Source organism: Luteimonas sp. TWI596 (assembly GCF_039674105.1).
Taxonomy (GTDB): Bacteria; Pseudomonadota; Gammaproteobacteria; order Xanthomonadales; family Xanthomonadaceae; genus Luteimonas.
Map to the genome: position 1 here is coordinate 19,861 of NZ_JBDJMU010000006.1, position 18,476 is coordinate 38,336.

16 protein-coding genes and 1 pseudogene are annotated in these 18,476 nt (G+C 69.5%); 13 read left to right on the forward strand and 4 right to left on the reverse strand.

Going from position 1 to position 18,476, the window contains the following annotated elements; all coding sequences use genetic code 11:
- Positions 1-11: 11 nt before the first annotated feature.
- From ABE487_RS06225 to ABE487_RS06250, 6 genes and pseudogenes are all read left to right on the forward strand, one after another.
- Positions 12-2,300, forward strand: a complete 2,289-nt coding sequence (locus ABE487_RS06225) for a TonB-dependent receptor (protein ID WP_346451649.1) — start codon at positions 12-14, stop codon at positions 2,298-2,300.
- 123 nt (positions 2,301-2,423) lie between these two features.
- Positions 2,424-4,541, forward strand: coding sequence for a TonB-dependent receptor (locus ABE487_RS06230; protein ID WP_346451650.1), 2,118 nt, complete (start codon positions 2,424-2,426; stop codon positions 4,539-4,541).
- 55 nt (positions 4,542-4,596) lie between these two features.
- A complete protein-coding gene (locus ABE487_RS06235; RefSeq protein ID WP_346451651.1) occupies positions 4,597-6,747 on the forward strand; it encodes a prolyl oligopeptidase family serine peptidase in 2,151 nt (716 codons plus the stop codon).
- A 448-nt stretch (positions 6,748-7,195) separates the two neighbouring features.
- Positions 7,196-7,896, forward strand: a pseudogene (locus tag ABE487_RS06240) (EAL domain-containing protein).
- Between the two features lie 150 nt (positions 7,897-8,046).
- Positions 8,047-8,487, forward strand: a complete 441-nt coding sequence (locus ABE487_RS06245) for a DUF2231 domain-containing protein (protein WP_346442154.1) — start codon at positions 8,047-8,049, stop codon at positions 8,485-8,487.
- Positions 8,484-9,887 carry a sorbosone dehydrogenase family protein gene (locus tag ABE487_RS06250; protein WP_346447418.1) on the forward strand — a complete coding sequence of 468 codons (1,404 nt, stop codon included), beginning with the start codon at positions 8,484-8,486 and terminating at the stop codon, positions 9,885-9,887. Before ABE487_RS06245 ends, ABE487_RS06250 begins: the two co-directional genes overlap by 4 nt.
- Positions 9,888-9,962: 75 nt before the next feature.
- On the opposite strand, the gene ABE487_RS06255 is transcribed toward ABE487_RS06250, so the two are convergent.
- Complete coding sequence (locus tag ABE487_RS06255; protein ID WP_346451653.1) at positions 9,963-10,364, reverse strand: RidA family protein; 402 nt, start codon at positions 10,362-10,364, stop codon at positions 9,963-9,965.
- A 121-nt stretch (positions 10,365-10,485) separates the two neighbouring features.
- Between ABE487_RS06255 and ABE487_RS06260 the strand changes: the two genes are divergently transcribed.
- The 4 genes from ABE487_RS06260 (at position 10,486) to ABE487_RS06275 (ending at position 13,846) form a co-directional block, all read left to right on the forward strand.
- The gene (locus tag ABE487_RS06260) at positions 10,486-11,412 is read left to right on the forward strand and encodes a LysR family transcriptional regulator (protein ID WP_346442151.1); all 927 of its coding nucleotides are present in this window, start codon (positions 10,486-10,488) and stop codon (positions 11,410-11,412) included.
- Between the two features lie 249 nt (positions 11,413-11,661).
- Positions 11,662-12,429 carry a histidine phosphatase family protein gene (locus tag ABE487_RS06265; protein WP_346442150.1) on the forward strand — a complete coding sequence of 256 codons (768 nt, stop codon included), beginning with the start codon at positions 11,662-11,664 and terminating at the stop codon, positions 12,427-12,429.
- On the forward strand, positions 12,426-13,322 hold the full coding sequence (locus ABE487_RS06270) for an NAD(P)H-hydrate dehydratase (RefSeq protein WP_346451654.1): 897 nt from the start codon (positions 12,426-12,428) through the stop codon (positions 13,320-13,322). The genes ABE487_RS06265 and ABE487_RS06270 overlap by 4 nt, the downstream gene beginning before the upstream one ends.
- A gap of 191 nt (positions 13,323-13,513) precedes the next feature.
- Positions 13,514-13,846, forward strand: a complete 333-nt coding sequence (locus ABE487_RS06275) for a hypothetical protein (protein WP_346451656.1) — start codon at positions 13,514-13,516, stop codon at positions 13,844-13,846.
- 109 nt (positions 13,847-13,955) lie between these two features.
- Here ABE487_RS06275 and ABE487_RS06280 read toward each other — a convergent pair whose 3' ends face one another.
- On the reverse strand, positions 13,956-15,347 hold the full coding sequence (locus ABE487_RS06280) for an NAD-dependent succinate-semialdehyde dehydrogenase (protein WP_346451657.1): 1,392 nt from the start codon (positions 15,345-15,347) through the stop codon (positions 13,956-13,958).
- Positions 15,348-15,767: 420 nt separating this feature from the next.
- Here ABE487_RS06280 and ABE487_RS06285 point away from each other — a divergent pair, with 420 nt between their 5' ends.
- The gene (locus ABE487_RS06285) at positions 15,768-16,145 is read left to right on the forward strand and encodes a hypothetical protein (protein WP_346451659.1); all 378 of its coding nucleotides are present in this window, start codon (positions 15,768-15,770) and stop codon (positions 16,143-16,145) included.
- 5 nt (positions 16,146-16,150) lie between these two features.
- Here the strand turns inward: ABE487_RS06285 and ABE487_RS06290 are convergent, their stop codons facing one another.
- Positions 16,151-17,023, reverse strand: coding sequence for a hypothetical protein (locus tag ABE487_RS06290; RefSeq protein WP_346452871.1), 873 nt, complete (start codon positions 17,021-17,023; stop codon positions 16,151-16,153).
- A gap of 88 nt (positions 17,024-17,111) precedes the next feature.
- Between ABE487_RS06290 and ABE487_RS06295 the strand changes: the two genes are divergently transcribed.
- Both ABE487_RS06295 and ABE487_RS06300 read left to right on the forward strand, forming a co-directional pair.
- A complete protein-coding gene (locus ABE487_RS06295) occupies positions 17,112-17,660 on the forward strand; it encodes a YaeQ family protein (RefSeq protein WP_346451662.1) in 549 nt (182 codons plus the stop codon).
- Positions 17,661-17,717: 57 nt separating this feature from the next.
- A complete protein-coding gene (locus tag ABE487_RS06300; protein ID WP_346451664.1) occupies positions 17,718-17,939 on the forward strand; it encodes a hypothetical protein in 222 nt (73 codons plus the stop codon).
- A 201-nt stretch (positions 17,940-18,140) separates the two neighbouring features.
- On the opposite strand, the gene ABE487_RS06305 is transcribed toward ABE487_RS06300, so the two are convergent.
- A complete protein-coding gene (locus ABE487_RS06305) occupies positions 18,141-18,470 on the reverse strand; it encodes a hypothetical protein (protein WP_346451665.1) in 330 nt (109 codons plus the stop codon).
- Positions 18,471-18,476: the final 6 nt, after the last annotated feature.

The window sequence follows — 18,476 nt, forward strand, 5'->3', positions numbered from 1 at the left end:
TGCTGTCGGCGGTGGCGGCGTTTTCGCTGTGGACCGCCCCCCTGCACGCCGCCGAGCCAGCGGCCACGCGGACCGTCTTCGATCTGCCGCCGCAGGCGCTCGAGGATGCGTTGATCCAGTTCTCCGAGCAGTCGGGGCGGCAGTTCGTGGCGATCGGCGATCTGCGCGCCGCGCCCAGGACACCCCGGGTGCACGGCGCGATGGACGATCGCGATGCCTTGCGGCGATTGCTCGCCGGCAGCGGCTTCGATTTTCGCGTCAGCGAGGACGGCGTCGTCGCCATCGCGCCGGCGGCGGCGCCACCGCGCGTCCCGGGGCCGCCGAGGCAGCCGGCACCGGCGTCGACGCGTACGCCGGTCGATATGGGCAAAGTGCAGGTGACCGCACGGCGCCGGAGCGAGCGCAGCCTGGATGTGCCATTGGCGGTGACCGCGCTGCGCGGCGCGCAGCTCGAGGCTGCCGGTGTCATGAATGTCGCCCAGGCGATCGATTCGGTGGCCGGCGCCTCGACGGTCGATGTCGGCGGCGGCTTCACCCAGGTGCAGATCCGCGGGGTGTCGAGTTCGCTGGGCGGCAACGACAACGGGTACTACATCGACGAAATCCCGTTCACCGGCGTCACCGTGCCCTGGCATCCCGACGCGCGCGCATTCGACCTGGACCGCGTCGAGGTTCTGCGCGGCCCGCAGGGCACGCTGTTTGGCGAAGGCTCGATGGGCGGAACGGTGCGCATCCTGACCCATGCGCCGGCCTTCGATGGCGTCGCGCTGCGCGCCACCGCGGGCCTGTCGACCGTGCGCGGCGGCGGCAACGGCCGCAGTGCCAAGCTGATGGCCAATCTGCCGCTGGTGGTCGAACGCCTGGCGCTGCGTGCGGTCGCCACCGACGAATCGCTGCCCGGCTGGGTCGATGACGCCCGCGACGGTCGACGCGACATCAATACCCAGCACGTGCGCACCGGCCGCCTGCGCCTGTCCGCGCTGCCCACCGACCGCTGGCGGCTCGACGCCGCGCACTGGACTTACGACTCCGACGCGCCGGGCGGCGGTTATGCAGCCGATGACGCGATGCGGACGTCGTACTTCTACGGTCGCGATGTGCGTTGGACCACGTCCAACCTGGTCAGCACCTTCGAGGCCGACGCCTCGACGCTGGTCTACACGCATGCCCAGGCCGACCTCGCACAGCAGCAGGCTGGCGAGATCCTGCCCGGCGTCGCCTACGCCAGCGCGATCGACATCGCATTGCGGACCGACGAGTTGCGCTGGAGCTCGACCGGTCGCGGCGCGCTGTCGTGGACGCTCGGTGCCTACCGGCGGCATGCGGCCCGCGCCGATGTCGCCGCGATCGGGGCCGTTGCGCCCAGCCGCGCACGGCAGACCAACGACGGCGCGGCGTACTTCGGCGACGCGACGCTGCAGCTGCCGATGCCGGACTGGAGTGTCAACCTGGGGTTGCGCTACTTCGAGGATCGTGTGCGCGGCGCGTCGCTGACCACAGATGCCCAGACGCTGCTCGACGAGACCTTCCACAGCTGGAATCCCCGCTTGGGGGTGTCGTGGAAGCCGACCGCGGACGCCACTGTCTACGCGAGCGTTGCCAAGGGCTTCCGCTCCGGCCAGTTGCAGCCGGTGACCTCGGTGCTGCTGGCGCAGGCGGCCGGCATCGCACTGCCGACCAAGATCGACGCCGACCGCATCCTGACCAGCGAAGTCGGGGCGAAGCTGCTGCTGCACGATCGCCGGGTGCTGCTCGAGACCGCGGTGTTCGACAGCCGCTGGCGCGACGTGCCCATTCGCGTGCCGGTGACTGACGTGTTCAACGGCCTGGCCAATTCGGAAGGGGCGCACATCCGCGGGGCCGAACTGGGGCTGACCGTGCAGTCGCGCGCCGACACCGACTTCCAGCTCGAGGCCGCATGGATCGATGCCGCCTACATCGCACGCGTCGAGGGCACGACCATCGTGCCGGGCACGCCGGTCTACAACATTCCGCGGCTGACCGCGGGGGCATCGGCCGAGCATCGCTACGATGTGCGCAACGGCCTGCAACTCGTCACGCGTGCCGGGCTGCGCTATCACAGTGCGCGCCGGGTCTCGTTGACCCAGGGCACGCCGGGCGACGCCATCGTGTGGGCGAATGCCCGGGTGGGATTGGAGTCGGACGCGGGCTGGAGCCTGGCCCTGTACTGCGACAACCTGACCAACGAATCGGGCGCCGACGATGCCCGCAACATCCGCGGCATGGCGACGCGCCTGCGGCCGCTGACGGTGGGCGTGGAGTTCGAGACACGCTACTGATCCATGCGCATGACACGCGCATTTCACTTTTTCTTCATCCAATCGTCACGGCTTTCGGAAGGCCACGCACACCGCGGGTCTTCGACGCGCACATCGCGCCCCACCGATCGCCAGGAGAGAGCCGTGACCCGTATCGCCCGAGCTTCGCATCGTCCATCCGCCCCCGTTCGCCAGGTGCTGTGCGTGGGTATCGCCACGGCCCTGCTGTTCGCGGCGAATGCGCTTGCGAACGACGCCATCGCCACCGACGCCCAGGCCGACGGCGCGGCCCAGGCCACCTCGCACGACGCCACGGTCAAGGAGCTGGGCAGCGTCACTGTGACCGCGCGCAAGCGCAGCGAGCGCCAGATCGACGTGCCGATCGCGATGTCGGCCATTACCGGCGAGCAGATCGACGCCTTCGGCATCAACAACGTCTCGGAGATCATCACGATGACGCCCGGTGCCGCCTCGGTCGACAACGGCGGCGGCTTCACCCAGGTGCAGATCCGCGGCGTGTCCAGCTCGCTGGGCGGCAACGACAACGGCTACTACCTCGACGAGATCCCGTTCACCGGCGTCAGCGTGCCGTGGTATCCCGAAGCGCGCTCGTGGGACATCGACCGTGTCGAGATCCTCAAGGGGCCGCAGGGCACGCTGTTTGGCGAAGGCTCGATGGGCGGCACGGTGCGCATTCTCACCCGCAAGCCCGACTTCAACACCTTCGGCGGCGCCTTCGAGGGGTCGGCCTCGACGACCAAGGGCGGCAGCAACGGCTGGGGCGGCAAGGGCGTGGTGAACATTCCGCTGATCGAGGATCGTCTGGCCGCGCGCGTGGCGATCACCGACGAAAAGCTCTCGGGCTGGACCGACGACAATGTCACCGGCAACAAGGACATCAACGAACAGCGCGTGAAGACTGGACGGGTGAAGGTGCGCTTTGCGCCTGTCGACCAGTGGACCATGGACCTGGCGTACTGGAAGTACGAATCCAAGGCGCCCGGTGGCGGCAATGGCGCACTCGACGACCTGACGACCAACTCGTTCTACAGCAATGACGACAAGTGGCACACCGCCAGCTTCGTCAGCACCTATGACTTCGGCGGCTCGGAACTGTTCTACTCGTTCGCCGATGCCGAGCTCGATTACGCCAACGACGGCAAGCTCAACCCGACGACGACCTACGTCAGCAACATCAACCTGCAGGTGCGCACTCAGGAATTGCGCTGGTCGTCCACCGGCGACCGCCAGGTCGACTGGACCATGGGCTACTACCTGCGCAAGGCGCAGCGCAATGACGGCTCGCAGGTCGGCGGCGCGCCGCCGAGCCGGTCCAGCCAGACCAATGACGCCTACGCGGTGTTCGGCGAGGTCACGGTGAAGTTGCCCGATCCACGCTGGGCACTGACCGGCGGTCTGCGCTACTTCAGCGACGACGTCGACGCGATCTCGGTCTCCACCACGCGCACCTCGACGCTCAATGCGAACTTCGACAGCTGGAACCCGCGCGTGTCGGTGTCCTTCAAGCCTGAGCGCGACACCACGCTGTACGCCAGTGCGGCGCGCGGCTTCCGCTCCGGCCAGTTGCAGCCGATCTCCTCGATCCTGCTGGCCGAGCAGAACGGCATCGTGTTGCCGTCGACCATCGATCCCGACTCGATCACCACCTACGAGCTCGGTGCCAAGTCGCTGTTCCTCGACGGCAGCCTGCTGGTGGAAGGCGCGCTGTTCTACAGCGACTGGAAGGACGTGGCGGTGCGCGTGCCGATCACCTCGACCATCAACGGCCTGACCAACTCCAAGGGCACCGAGAACAAGGGCGTCGAATTCAACCTGGTCTACACGCCGACCGCATCGCTGATGCTGCAGCTCGGTGGCGCGGTCATCGACGCCACCTACGTTGCCGACGTGCCCGGCACCCCGCTCAACAAGGGCACTGACGTCTACAACGTGCCGCGCAATAGCCTGTCGGCCTCGGCCGCCTACAGCTGGGACATCCGCAGCGACCTGCGCGGCGTGGTGCGTTCCGGTCTGGTCCACGACTCGGCGCGCAAGACCGCGTTGACCGCGGGTTCGCCAGGCGATGCGATCACGATGCTCGATGCGCGCATCGGCGTCGAGGCCGATGCTGGCTGGTCGGCCTTCCTCTACGGCGAAAACCTCACCAATGAGGACGGTGCGCTCAATGCCCGCACGACCCTGGGCGTGGCCAACCGCTTGCGGCCGCGGACCTTCGGCGTGCTGGTGCGCTACAGCTTCTGACCCGCCCCGGCCGGCGCCCGGTGACGGGCGCCGGTCTTTCGACAGGACCGACCTCATGCCTTTCTCGCAACGGATTCACCCCGGTGCCCGGCTGCTGGCACTCTCGGCGCTCGCGGCCCTCGCACCGGCGATGGCGCAGACCGCCGATCCGCAATGGCTGGAACCGCCGCACGACGCCCGCGCGTTGGAGTGGGCGCGCGCCAAGACCGCGGCCTCGGAAGCCGCGATCCGCGCGATGCCCGCCTATGCCCAGGTCAAGGCCGAACTGGCCGGTGCGCTCGCCACCGGCGCCGCTGAACCGGACATCACCTTGATGGGCCCGCGGGCGCTGCGCTTCTTCCGCGACGCCGCGCATCCCTATGGCCTGCTGCAGCGCGCCGACCGCGACGCAGACGGCCTACCTGGGCCGTGGCGCACCGTGCTCGATGTCGGGCAACTGCGTCAGGCCGAAGGCACGCCGTTCGAGCTGCAGGCCTACGACCTGTCCAGCGCCTGCCTCGCGCCGACGTTCGCGCGCTGCCTGCTGCGATTGTCGCCGGCGGGCGGCGACGAGGTCGAGATCCGCGAGTTCGATCTGGACGCCGCGCGCTTCGTCGACGACGGCTTCCGCACACCGAAGGCCCGCGCCTTCGCCGAATGGATGGGCCCCGACCAGGTGCTCGTCGAACACACTGCCGATGGCGCGCCGACAACGATGGCCGGCTGGCCGGCGTCGGTACGTCTGTGGCAGCGCGGCGAACCATTGGCGCGCGCGCGTGAGGTTTACGCCGCCCAGCCGACCGATGCGATCGTGCAGTTGTTCGCGGTCGGCGAAGGGGCGCAGCGCCGCGGCGTGATCGTGCGCGCGATCGATTACTCGACGTTCGAAGTCTTCGGCGTCGGCCAGGATGGCGCCGTCGAACAAGCGCCGCTGCCGCGCGCGCTCAAGCCGATGGCCGTGCAGGCGCTGGTCGGCGGGCAGGTGGTCGTGCAACTCGGCGTCGATGCCACGGTCGAAGGCACGGCGTACCCGGCCGAGACGCTGCTGGCTTGGAACACCGATCCGGCGACGGCCGGTGCGCGCGTCACTCGGATCTATACCCCCGCCGACGGCGATTACCTGGGCGGCCGCAGCGACATCGCCAGCGCCCAGGGCAAGCTGGCGTTCGTGGTCAACCAACTGCTGGTGCCGCGCGTGCTGCTGGCGACGCCGGGCGAGGCGGGCTGGCGCGTGGACGAAGCGATCGCCGGCGCACCGGGCGATACGCTGTCGGTGCGTGGCGGCGGCAGTTCGGCCGACGACCTGATCATGACTCGCGAAGGGTTCGTCGCACCGCGCCGGCAGTCGCTGTACCGGCCCGGACAACCGCTGCGGCTGCTGGCCGAGGACCGCAGCCTGTTCGACGGCGCGGGCTACATCACCGAGATCCGCACCGCGACCTCGCGTGACGGCACCACGGTCGACTACTGGCTGCTGCGACCCAAGACACTGGCACCCGGCCCGCAGCCGTTGTTCATGACCGGCTACGGCGCGTTCGGCATCTCCTACCGCCCCGGTTACTTCGATCACACGGTCGGCGGCCCGGCCTTCAAGCTGTGGCTCGACCGCGGCGGCTCGCTGGCGATTCCGGCGGTGCGCGGCGGCGGCGAGCGTGGCGAGGCCTGGCACCAGGCGGCGATCCGCACCCAGCGCCAGCGCTCCTACGACGACTTCATCGCCGTGGCCGAGCAACTGGTGTCGAGCGGCTACACGGTGCCGGCGAAGATCGGCGTGTTCGGCATGTCCAACGGCGGCCTGCTGTCGGCGACGCTGGGCACCCAGCGTCCCGAGCTGTTCGGTGCGGTGGTCAGCGATGTGCCGCTGACCGACCTGATCCGGATGCGGCACATGGGCATGGGCGCGGCCTGGATCAACGAGTACGGCGATCCCGACAAGCCCGACGAGGCGGCGGCGATGCTCGCGTACTCGCCGATGCAGAACGTGCGTGCGGGCGTGACCTATCCGCCGTTCCTGGTGACGATCTCGACCGAGGACAACCGCGTCGGACCGGGCCATGCCCGCAAGCTGGCGGCGCGGCTCGACGACGTCGGCGCACCGGTGTACTTCCTCGAGAACGAGGAGGGCGGGCACGGCGTCAGCGACGCATTCCGCAACCCCGAACTCATGGCCTTGCGCATGACCTTCCTGATCGACACCTTGCTGCCTGCGACGAACGCCACGCCCTGACGGCGTTGGTATGACTGCCCCAAGACCACGCCGGGCTCGACCTGGCGTGGTTTTTTGCACGTGGCGCTGGCAAGGGCGCCGGCCTGCGTACCCTCCAGCGCGTGACGCCTGGCCCCACCCAATCCTCCCCCGCGAGCGGGGGAGGGCGACAGGGACGCGTCCGGCGTTTCGGTCGCTGATGTGACCCGGACTCGTGTGCGGTCGCTGATGTGAACAGGGTTCGTGTGCGTGGGAGCGCTTCAGTCTGGCGTAGAGCAGGCGCGCGATCGCGCTGCTCGCATCACGTGGCATGACGGGACTCGGGGGCACGATCGCGCCCGCGACCCACCGCAAGACCCGACGGCTCGAGGGAGCGCCCGTGTACCTGCAGACTGTGTTCGGCGATGCGCGCCATCCCAATCCCTGTCGTGGCTGTGGCGCCGACGATCCGCTCGGCTTCGATGTCCGCATGGCCTTCCAGCCGATCGTCGATGCGCGCGACCGCTCGATCTTCGGCTATGAAGCGCTGGTGCGGTCGATGGATGGCGGTGGCGCTGCGGCGCTCATCGCCCAGGTGCGCCCCGAGCAGCTTTATCGCTTCGACCAGACCTGCCGGGTCAAGGCGATCGAGACCGCCGCGCGTCTGGCCTGCGCGAGCGCCTGTCGATCAACTTCTTTCCCAACGCCGTCTACGAGCCGGCGACCTGCATCAGTCTGACGCTCGCCGCCGCGCAGACCTTCGGCTTCCCGACCGACAAGCTGATCTTCGAGACTGCGGAATCGGAACAGGTGCACGACCACGGCCACCTGACCCGGATCTTCCGCGACTACCACAGCCGCGGCTTTCTGACCGCGATCGACGATTTCGGCGCCGGCTACGCCGGCCAGAGCCTGTTGGCGGACTTCCAGCCCGACCTGCTCAAGCTGGATATGGCGCTGGTGCGCAATGTCGACGCCGACCCCAACCGCGCCGCGATCATCGGCGGTGTGGTGCGAATCGCCCAATCGCTGGGCTGCACGGTGCTCGCCGAAGGCGTCGAACGCGACGCCGAGTACCACGCGCTGCGGGCGCTGGGCGTGCCGCTGTTCCAGGGCTATCTGTTCGGCAAGCCCACGCTGGAAGCCCTGGCGCCGGTCCCGGACGCCCTCTGGGCCCATCTCGAGGCCTGAGGCGCCGGTGGCGGCCGCCTGGGCGTGGTCGGCGCGGGCAGGGCGCCCACATTGCGGCCGTTTCACCAGCTCTTGCCGCCGCTTCGGGGAGGATGGCCGGTGCCGCGCGTAGCCCGCGCGCGGCGCGTCCCGCCCTCATCGAGACCGTCCATGGACACACGCCCTGTCGTCGTGGCGCCATTGCACAGGCCGCTGCACCCCTTGCACATGCTGCTGGTCACCAGCGCATTCCCGCTGTTTCTCGGCGCGCTGATGGCCGATATCGCCTACGCGCGCAGCTACGAGATCCAGTGGACCAATTTCGCGTCCTGGCTGCTGGTCGGCGCGATGGTGTTCGCGGTCATTGGCCTGGTCTGGGCGCTGGTCTCGCTGGCCACGCCGACCGCGCGCACGCGCACTCGGTTCCTCTATGTCGGCCTGCTGGCGCTGACCTGCGTGCTGGGCTTTCTCAATTCGCTGATCCACGCGATGGATGCGTGGCAGAAGATGCCGCAGGCACTGGTGTGGTCGACGCTGTGCGTGCTGTCGATCGCCGCGACCCTGTGGTTTGCACTGGGCGGCACGCTCCGCCGCCGGGAGGTGGTGGCATGAACATCCGGCATTCCCGATCGAAAACCGCCTTGCGTGTGCTGGTGCCCGCGCTGGCGTTCGTGCTCGCGTCCTGCAGCGGTACGCCGGACGAGACCTATGTCGGCCCGTCGCCCGACCTGCCCAAGCCGCAGCGCGGCCTGTTCCCGACGCTGAAGGTGTCGCTGCCGGCGCAATGGGGCGACGCGCGCCCGCAGGTGCCCGAGGGCTACGAGATCACGCCGATCGCCGACAACCTGCAGATTCCGCGACAGATGCTGGTGCTGCCCAACGGCGACATCCTGGTCGCCGAGGGCCGCGGCGGCCGCGCGCCCAAGCTCACGCCCAAGGACATCATTGCCGGCGTCATCAAGGGCCGCGGCAATACCCAAGTCGAAAGCGGCAACCGCATCACCTTGCTGCGCGACGGCGATGGCGACGGTGCCTACGAGAGTCGCTCGATCTTCGCCGAGGGCCTGGATGCGCCGTATGGCCTGGCCTTCGGCAACGATTCGATCTATGTCGCGACGCAGGATGCGCTGCTGCGCTTCGACTACACGCCCGGCGCGGTCAATGCCGCCGGGCCGCCGCAGGAGATCACCCGGCTCCCGGCGGCGATCAACCACCACTGGACCAAGTCGCTGGCGATCAGCCATGACGGTCGCTACCTGTTCGTGGGCATCGGCTCGGACAGCAACATCACCGAGCGCGGGCTGGCAGTGGAAGAGAACCGCGCGATGATCTGGCAGGTCGACGCGCAGACCGGCTTCCATCGCGTCTTCGCGACCGGCCTGCGCAACCCGACCGCGCTGGCGATGCAGCCGGGCATGGACCAACTGTGGGCGGTGGTCAACGAACGCGACGAGATCGGCGACGAGCTCGTACCCGACTATCTGACCAGCGTGCGCCCCGGCGGCTTCTACGGCTGGCCCTACAGCTACTGGGGGCAGCATGTAGATGAGCGGGTGCGGCCACAGAAACCGGACAAGGTCGCCAGCGCGATCGTGCCGGACTTCGCACTCGGCTCGCACGTCGCCGCGCTCGGCCTGGCGTTCTCGTCGCCCGCGATGGGCGCGCAGTTCGCCAACGGCGTGTTCGTCGGCCAGCACGGTAGCTGGAACCGCGATCCGCCGGTTGGCTACAAGGTCTCGTTCGTCCCGTTCCGCGACGGCCGTCCGTCGGGCGAGGCGATCGACTTCGCGACCGGCTTTCTCGGCGAGGACGGCAAGGCCCGTGGCCGCCCGGTGGGCGTGGCGGTGGACCCGCGCGGCGCGCTGCTGGTCGCCGATGACCTGGCCAACACCATCTGGCGGATCGTGCCGACCGGGGCAGCGGCGGCCACGGCCCCGGCCGCAACCTCCGCGCCCGCGGAGCCCCCATCTGCCGACGCGCCTGCGCCGGCATCACCGCCGCCCGCCGGCTGACGGCGCTTCACACACGATGACGGACGGGGCCTGCGGGGCCCGTCCTGCCGATTGCCTTGATTGCGCCGTGGCGGCTCAGCCCGCGTCGCGCGGGAGCTTGGCGACCACCTTGATCTCGAAATCGAAGCCGGCCAGCCAGGTCACACCGACCACGGTCGCAGTCGGGAACGGCGCCTGTCCCCAGTACTCGGGCACGATCGCCCACGCCTGCTCGAAGCGGGTCGCCGGGTCGACGACGAAGAACGTCACATCAATCACGTCGTCGAATGTGCAGCCGGCGGCATCGAGTACCGCATTGAGGTTCTCGAACGCCCGGTGCACCTGGCGTTCGAAGTCCGGCTCCGGCGATCCGTCCTCGCGGCTGCCGACTTGACCGGAGACGAACAGCAGGCCGTCGGCGCGGACTGCCGGCGAGTAACGATGGCGCTCGTACAGCGCATGGCGGTTAGCGGGAAACACGACATCGCGTGCGGTCATGGCGGTGCACCTTCCAGAACAGGACAGACCCCAGTGTGGTGGCCGCCGGCGGCGGGATAAACGCGCTGCGCTGTCCAGCACTGTTCGTAGAATCCGGACAATCCTTTCTGTGGGACGCCCGATGGACCGTTTCGATGCGATGCAGGCCTTCGCGCGCGTGGTGGAGACCGGCAGCTTCACCAAGGCCGCGGCCACGCTGCACATGAGCCGCACGACAGTGACGCAGTTGGTCCAGCAGTTGGAGGCGCGGCTGCGGGTGCGGTTGCTCAACCGCACCACGCGCCAGGTCAATGTGACTGCCGATGGCGCCGCCTATTACGACCGCGTGGTGCAATTGCTGGCCGACATGGATGATGCCGAGACCAGCCTGTCGAGCGCCGTCGCCGCGCCGCGCGGGCGGCTGCGCGTGGACGTGCCCAGCCCGTTCGCGCAGTTGGTGCTGGTGCCCGCGCTGCCGCAGTTCCATGCCCGCTACCCGGACATCCAGCTCGACCTCGGCGTCAGCGACCGCCGCGTCGACCTGATCGGCGAACACGTCGATTGCGTGGTGCGCGGTGGCACGATCACCGACCAGTCCCTGATCGCGCGGCACGTCGGCGACCTGCAGCTCGGTGTGTACGCCGCGCCCGCGTACTTGCAACGCATGGGCCTGCCGGCGCATCCGCGCGAGCTCGAGGACAGCGCGCACCGCATCGTCGGCTTCCTGTGGGCGCGCACCGGCAGGGCGCTGCCGTATGCGATGCGCCGCGGCGACGAACACCTGCAGGCGCAAGGGCGCTACGTGGTCGCACTCGACGACGGCAATGCCTACCTCGCCGCCGGCCTCGCCGGTCTGGGCGTGCTGTGGCTGCCCGACTACATGGCCAAAGCCCCGGCGGCGAGCGGCGCCCTGGTGCGCCTGTTCGAGGACTGGCAACTCGATCCGATGCCGATGCACATCGCATTCCCGCCCAATCGCCACGTCAGCGCGAAGGTGCGGGTGTTCATCGACTGGATCATCGCGCTGATGGCCGAGCACGCCCCGCTGGCGCGACAGCCACCCACCTGACGCCCACCGCACGCAGCATCACTCCCTCCCCCGCATGCGGGGGAGGGCTGGGGTGGGGGCGGCCTCCGCCCACACGCGGATTCGCGCCTCCTTGACGATTCGCTGGCGATCCTGCGGTGCCACACAACGGAGATTTGCATGATGATGCGCGCCTGCGGCCTCGGCCGCGTCCCGATCGCAGTGTGGGCCAACCGCCTCACGTCGGCTTCGCCCCTTGCCCGCGGCGCACGCCGCGCGGAGCGCTGAGCGATGGCGCGGCTCCGTCACACCGATTGGCCTGACCGGCTGTGGATCGTGCGGCATGGACAAAGTGCCGGCAATGTCGCGCGCGATGAGGCCGAGCTCGCACAGACCCATCTGATCGACATCGAGACCCGCGACGCCGACACCCCGCTCTCGGACCTCGGACATCGCCAGTCCGAAGCGCTGGCCGCCTGGTTCGCCGAGCTGCCGGCCGACGAACGCCCCAACGTGCTGCTGACCTCGCCGTTCGTCCGCGCCCAGCAGACCATCCATGCGGTGGCCGATGCACTGTGCATCGATCGCGCCGACATCGGCGTCGACGAGCGCCTGCGCGAGAAGGAGTTCGGCATTCTCGACCGCTACACCGTGGCCGGCATCCAGGCCACGTTCCCGGAGCTGGCGGCGCAGCGCGCGCAGGTCGGCAAGTTCTACTTCCGCCCGCCAGGCGGCGAAAGCTGGTGCGACGTGCTGCTGCGCCTGCGCAGCGTGACCGAGGTGTTGCGCCGCGACCATGTCGGCGAGCGCGTGCTGATCGTCGCCCATCAGGTCATCGTCAACTGCTTCCGCTATCTGCTCGAGTGCATGGACGAACAGCAGATCCTCGCCATCGACCGCGAGGCCGACGTGCCCAACTGTTCGATCACCGAGTACGCACTCGACCGCAACTGGCGCGACGCCCGCTTCGAGCTGAAGGTCGCGAACTTCGCGCTGCCGGTCGAGGCGGGTGGGGCGCCGGTGACCGACGCGGCCGACACCCCGGCCGGACCAAAATGACCGCACGCACGCCGCGCCGGCCTGCCGTGCGCCGGCTGACTGCGCCGCTGCTGCGTGCCTGGCCGTTGCCGGACCCTTCGGCTGGCGAGAGCAAGGAGGACCGCGGCCGCGTGCTGGCGATCGGCGGCAGTGTGCAGGTGCCAGGTGCCGTGCTGCTGGCCGGTCTGGCGGCGCTGCGTGCCGGCGCGGGCAAACTGCAGGTAGCGACCGTCGCCGAGGCCGCGCTGCCGCTGGCGATCGCAATGCCCGAGGCCAAGGTCATGGGGCTGCCGGGCACCCGGCACGGCGCGATCCGCGACCTCGGCCGCGACGTCGTCGACGCAGCCCGCAGCGCAGGCGCGGTGCTGGTCGGCCCCGGCATGGACTGCACCACGGCCACGCGACGCGTCGTCGCGGCGGTGCTCGAGGCGGCGGCATGCCCGGTCGTGCTCGACGCGGGTGCCTTGCAGTCCGACGTCGTGCGCGCAGTGCGGCGACGGGCCGGGCAGGGCGCCACGATCATGACCCCGCATCTCGGTGAGATGGCCGGCATGCTGGACACCGATGCCGACGCGATTTCCGCCGACGCGCAGGCCGTCGCCCGCGATCACGCACGCGACTGGAACGTGGTGCTGGTGCTCAAGGGCCCGACCACCACCATTGCCGCGCCCGACGGCCGCATCTGGAGCAACACCACCGGCAGCGCAGGTCTCGGCACATCGGGCTCGGGCGATGTCCTCTCCGGTCTCATCGCCGGTCTTCTCGCGCGCGGCGCGGCGCCCGAACAGGCTGCCGCCTGGGGCGTGCACCTGCATGCCCGCGCGGGCGCACGGCTCTCGCGGCGGCGGGGCCTGGTCGGTTTCCTCGCCCGCGAAATCGGCGACGAGATTCCCGCGCTGATGCAGCGGCTGTAACCGGGCAGGAAGCAGGCGCGATTCGTCGCCATTGCGCGATGCCGCATGAGCAAAGGCGCCGCGGGGCGCTGGGCATCGCCGCGTTGCAGCAGAACTCAGCTCAGCGGCCCGGCCGGAATCAGCATCGGTCCGATGGGCCTGGCAGGCGGCCGGTTGCAGGCTGGGCTTGTCATCCAGGCAGGAGCAAGGCAATGCCGATCATCGACACCAACAAGAAGGCCACCACCGCCCGCAACAGCGCGATCAGCGAACGGCACAGCGAGAAGCAGAAAGGCATCGCGAAGTGGAAGTCGTACCTCAACCCCAAAAACACCAACCCGGACCTGTATGTCCTGGCCGGCGCCGTCGTCGTGCGCCTGGATCACTTTGAACCGAGCACCGACGACGGCGCGGGCACGGTCTACAAGGACAAGAGCGGCTATTACTACGGCGAAATCGTGCCGCCGAGCGACCAGGGCGGCGACGACATCCCCCCGCAGCCCGACCGCGGCATGCCGCCGTCCTCGGACGACGAGGACGACTAATGCCCCCAACGAAGTCGTCGTCAGAACACCCGCGGCTATCCGCCATCAGCGCGCCTATCCACTCCCTCCCCCGCACGCGGGGGAGGGCTGGGGTGGGGGCGAGCGTGCCTCAGAACGACCCGTGGATGTCCGTCACCACGACGACCTTCTCATTGACGAACTCCGTCAATCCCAGGTCGATCAACTCATGGCCGTACCCCGAGTTCTTGACCCCACCGAACGGGATATCGGCCTTCACGCCGGTGGGCTGGTTGATGTAGACCATGCCGGTCTCCAGCCGCGCGGCCACGCGCTTGGCACGCTCGGTGTCCTGGCTGAAGACCGAACCGCCCAGGCCGTAGGGCGAGTCGTTCGCCAGCTGGATCGCCGCGTCCTCGTCAGCCACGCGGTAGACCTGGCTCACCGGTCCGAAGAACTCGGTGCGATAGGCCGGGTTGTCGCCGGTGATGCCGGTCAGCAGCGTCGGCTGGTAGAACGCCCCCTGCGTGGGCACCGGCGCACCCAGCGTCTCGGCCTTGGCGCCGTTGGCGATCGCTTCTTCGACCTGCCGCGCCAGCCCGTCGCGCGCGCTCTGCGAGGACAGCGGCGCCAACGTCGTGGCCGGGTCCATCGGGTCACCGGCCTGCAGCGCGGCCACGCCGGCGCGGTAGTGCTCGAGGAACTGCTCGTACACCGGCGCCTCGACGATGATGCGCTTGGACGACACGCACACCTGGCCGGCGTTCCAGTGGCGGCCGAACACCGCCCACTTCGCGGCTTGTGCCACGTCGGCATCCGACAGCACGATGAACGCATCGGCGCCGCCCAGTTCCAGCGTGCTCTTCTTCATGTACTTGCCCGCCAGCGCCGCCACCGCCGAGCCCGCACGCTCGCTGCCGGTCAGCGCCACACCGCGCACGCGCGGGTCGGCAACCACGCGCTCGACGTTGTCATGCGAGACGAACAGATTGGTCAGCAGCCCGTCCGGCGCGCCCGCGTCGCGGAACAACTGCGCCATCGCCAGTGCCGACTGCGGCACATTGGCCGCGTGCTTGAGCACGATCGCGTTGCCCGCGGTCATCTGCGGCGCGGTGATGCGGATCACCTGGTAGAACGGGAAGTTCCACGGCTCCACCGCGAACAGCACGCCCAGCGGCTCCTTGACCAACTGCACGTCGGTCTCGCCGAAGCCCTCGGCGGGCAGGTAGCGCGGGCCCATCGCCTTGGCGCCGTGCTGGACGTAGTAGTCAAGGATCTTGGCGCACAGCTCGACTTCGGCCTCGGCCTCGCCGATCAGCTTGCCCATCTCCAGGGTCAGGATCTGCGCGAACGCACGCGGCTCGGCGCGCAGCAGCTCGGCGGCGCGGCGCAACACCTGCGCACGCTGCTCGAACGAGGTCTCGCGCCAGCGCAGGAACGCGGCGTGCGCGCGGCCGACGGCCGCGTCGATCTCAGCCGGCGTGGCCTCCTCGAACGTCTTGACGGTCTCGCCGGTGTAGGGATTGGTGGTCGCAAATGCCATGGGTGTCTCCTTCGCGGGGATGGGCAGCTCGTGGACACAACAGGCAGGGAGAGCTGTCCAAGGAGACCCTGCGTCGGCGGCGTCGCGATGCAAGCGGCTGCGTCCGGTCCACAGCACGTTGGGGCGAACCGGCGGGGTGCCAATGCGACACGATGCCGCGGGCGCAGAACGATGCGTGCCGCACGCAGGCGTGCCGCCGGCGGGAAGATCTGCACAAGACGGCGGCCAGCGCGTGTCCGCTGTACGCCGGTGTCCTACGATGCCCGCCCGCTCGTCCACGACTGGGTCATGTCCGCCCGACCATCTGCCACGTCGCCCCGTAGCGCCCGCTTCGCGAGCGCCGATTCGCCTGACGTCGCCGCCGCCCGGCTGGCTACCGGGGTACGGCGACGCGGCATCCTGCCGCCACACGAGGAGGTCATGATCGGCCGCGTCTCCGCGGGCCGGGTCGTACTCGAGCGCCACGTCCCACGCACGCGCAGCGCCTTCAAGCCGGTGTTCGTCGGCAGGTTCGAACCCGCGGGCACCGGCAGCGTGCTCGTCGGCCGCTTCGCGATGCACTGGAGCGTGCGCGCCTTCCTCGCGTTCTGGTTCGGCTTCGCCTTGCTTTGGACGGGCGGTGCCGTCTTGCAGGTGATCGCCGGAACGCCACGCGCCTGGCTGTTGCTGCCGGTGGGCGGCGTGTTGGGGCTGATCGGCGCCGGTCTCGTCGCATTCGGCCGGAGCCTGGCGCAGACCGACGTCGCCTGGCTGTCGGCCCGCATCGCCGCCGCGCTCGACAGCCCGCCCGATCGCTGATGCGACTAAGGCGTCTGGGCTTCCGGCGCCAGGGTGTGCACCACTTTGCCCTGCGCATCGAGGAACTCGATGGCGCCATAGCCTTCCGGCGTGACGGTCAAGCGCAGCCGGGTCCGGTCTTGCGCATCGCTCAGGGCGATCGCCGGCGTGCCATCGGCGGCCACGCGCATCTCGATCCGCGTGGGGACCTGCACGCCCGGCACCAGCTTGTTGTCCAACGCGGGTTCGCGGATCGGCGGCGGTGCCTGGTTGATCGAGAACCGGACGTCGCCATCAGGCGACACCCGCCAGCCGATCGCATCCATGGCCGGATGATCCAGTGCGAGCACCGCCATCCCCCCATCGATATCGGCGGTTCCCAAGCCGCCGCGCTCGCTGCCGGTCTCGTCGTACAGCACCATGCCCGCCACGTTGAACGCGCGCTTGTACTGGATGCCGTCGATGATCGGCGCCGGGGTCTCCCCCGAAAGCGTCATGCGGATCACGCCCTTGTCATCCACGATGTCGATGCGCCGTGCAGTGATGCGCTCGCTGTCGGGCGTGTCCACCCGCGTCTGCGGAGACCGATCGACGATCAGGCGCTGCAACTGCTCGGCCGAGGGGCGCTTGGGGGCGTCCGTGGAGTCGGCCCATGCATCGGCGCCCAGGAGTGCGGCCATGGCGATGGCGAACTGTCCGATCTGCTTCATCTGATCCCCTTCGTGGCGAGTGTTGTCCGCAACAGGTGCTTGCCGCACCGAGTGCCTACCAGAACGGCACGCGGACGCGCCAAGATGGCACGGTCCGCGACCGGGGCCGCGGCGCAGTCGGCGGTGCACGCAGTAGACCACAGCGCAGGCCGTCGGGATCGAATGCGCCTCCGGCCGATGCGCGTCCACGGGGCGTCGGCGGCAAGACAGCAGCGGCGCGACCGGCGGCGACCGCGCCGCGCGCCTACAATGGCGCTCCTCTCCAGATGGCCTGCGCATGGCGCCCAACGCGACGATCTACCGGCTGGAACTGCAGGTCAGCGACATGGACCGGCATTACTACGCCGAACACAACCTCACGCTCGCCCAGCATCCGTCGGAGACCCCGAACCGGCTGATGGTGCGGCTGATCGCGTTCGCGCTGTACGCGCACGAGCGGCTGGAGTTCGGCCGCGGCCTGAGCAACGACGAAGAACCCGACCTGTGGCTGCGCGATTACACCGGCGACACCGAGCAATGGATCGACCTCGGTCAGCCCGATGAAAGCCGCATCCGCAAGGCCTGCGCCCGGGCGCGCAGCGTCGTCGTGGTGAACTACAGCGGCGGCAGCGCCGAGATCTGGTGGAGCAAGCAGGCCGCCACGCTCGCGCGGCTGAAGAACCTGACCGTCCTCGATCTCGACCCGGCCGACGTCGAGGCCGCTGTCGGCCTGCTGGAGCGCGGCATGCGCCTGACCGCGATGATCCAGGATGGCGAACTGCAGCTGATGAGCGACCGCGCCAGCATCGCGCTGACGCCGCGGGTGCGGATGGCGCCCGCCGGATAGGGCACGCGTCGCCTTCGGAACGAACGCGGGCGGCATCTCCCGCATGCCAACACGCCGATGACGCAGAGCCTGGGCAACGGGTGCGAAGCGGACTGTTCGTCCTTCTCCGAGTTCATGCTCGACGCGATTGAGACGAGTCTTCAGGAGGCCATCCAACCAGAGACGCCGGGGAAAACGCCGGGGAAAACGTCGGACCGCATCCTGGACGTGTTGGCCAACGCGCCGACACTGTCGTTTCTCGAGATCCGCCCGGCTCGGCAAGTCCGAACATGCCGTTGAACGCGCCATTCGCACGCTGCGCGATGCCGGGCGTCTGGCCAGGATCGGCCCGGCCAAGGGCGGGTGCTGGCAGGTGTTGTCCTAGCGGCGAGCCGTGGCATTTCGAATGCGCTCGGCCGGCGAACCGCAACCGCTGCGCCGCCGATAGGCAATCGCGCTGACCCCAGGGCACGCACCACCGCCGAACAGCTCCCATCTTGCCTACCGCGCCGCGACGCCGCTGGCCCTGCTGCCACCGCGCCGGGTCCAGCCTCGCACCGCCAGCGCAAACGCCAGCAACACCAGCAGCGCGGGCACGAAGCTGCTCGGACCCAGGCGTTCGAGCAGGAGGCCGCCGATCAGGCCGCGGCCGGCGATCGCCGTGTTCCATGCCGGGCGGACGGCGGCGTTCCACCTGCTCTGGCCGGCAAGCCGGCATCCCGCACCGAAGGTCCGCGCGCTGGTCGACGTCCTCGGCGCACGGCTGTTTCCTGCGACCACGCCTGCCCACGATGCCGGCCCGTCCCCCACGAGGGATGCAACGTGATGCATCCCACC

What these genes read in the sequence shown, in the direction of transcription:
- ABE487_RS06235 (WP_346451651.1), top strand. Translation starts at nt 4,597, where the DNA reads ATGCCTTTCTCGCAACGGATTCACCCCGGTGCCCGGCTGCTGGCACTC.
- ABE487_RS06245 (WP_346442154.1), top strand. Translation starts at nt 8,047, where the DNA reads ATGGACACACGCCCTGTCGTCGTGGCGCCATTGCACAGGCCGCTGCAC.
- ABE487_RS06250 (WP_346447418.1), top strand. Translation starts at nt 8,484, where the DNA reads ATGAACATCCGGCATTCCCGATCGAAAACCGCCTTGCGTGTGCTGGTG.
- ABE487_RS06255 (WP_346451653.1), bottom strand. Translation starts at nt 10,364, where the DNA reads ATGACCGCACGCGATGTCGTGTTTCCCGCTAACCGCCATGCGCTGTAC.
- ABE487_RS06260 (WP_346442151.1), top strand. Translation starts at nt 10,486, where the DNA reads ATGGACCGTTTCGATGCGATGCAGGCCTTCGCGCGCGTGGTGGAGACC.
- ABE487_RS06265 (WP_346442150.1), top strand. Translation starts at nt 11,662, where the DNA reads ATGGCGCGGCTCCGTCACACCGATTGGCCTGACCGGCTGTGGATCGTG.
- ABE487_RS06270 (WP_346451654.1), top strand. Translation starts at nt 12,426, where the DNA reads ATGACCGCACGCACGCCGCGCCGGCCTGCCGTGCGCCGGCTGACTGCG.
- ABE487_RS06275 (WP_346451656.1), top strand. Translation starts at nt 13,514, where the DNA reads ATGCCGATCATCGACACCAACAAGAAGGCCACCACCGCCCGCAACAGC.
- ABE487_RS06280 (WP_346451657.1), bottom strand. Translation starts at nt 15,347, where the DNA reads ATGGCATTTGCGACCACCAATCCCTACACCGGCGAGACCGTCAAGACG.
- ABE487_RS06285 (WP_346451659.1), top strand. Translation starts at nt 15,768, where the DNA reads ATGATCGGCCGCGTCTCCGCGGGCCGGGTCGTACTCGAGCGCCACGTC.
- ABE487_RS06295 (WP_346451662.1), top strand. Translation starts at nt 17,112, where the DNA reads ATGGCGCCCAACGCGACGATCTACCGGCTGGAACTGCAGGTCAGCGAC.
- ABE487_RS06300 (WP_346451664.1), top strand. Translation starts at nt 17,718, where the DNA reads ATGACGCAGAGCCTGGGCAACGGGTGCGAAGCGGACTGTTCGTCCTTC.
- ABE487_RS06305 (WP_346451665.1), bottom strand. Translation starts at nt 18,470, where the DNA reads ATGCATCACGTTGCATCCCTCGTGGGGGACGGGCCGGCATCGTGGGCA.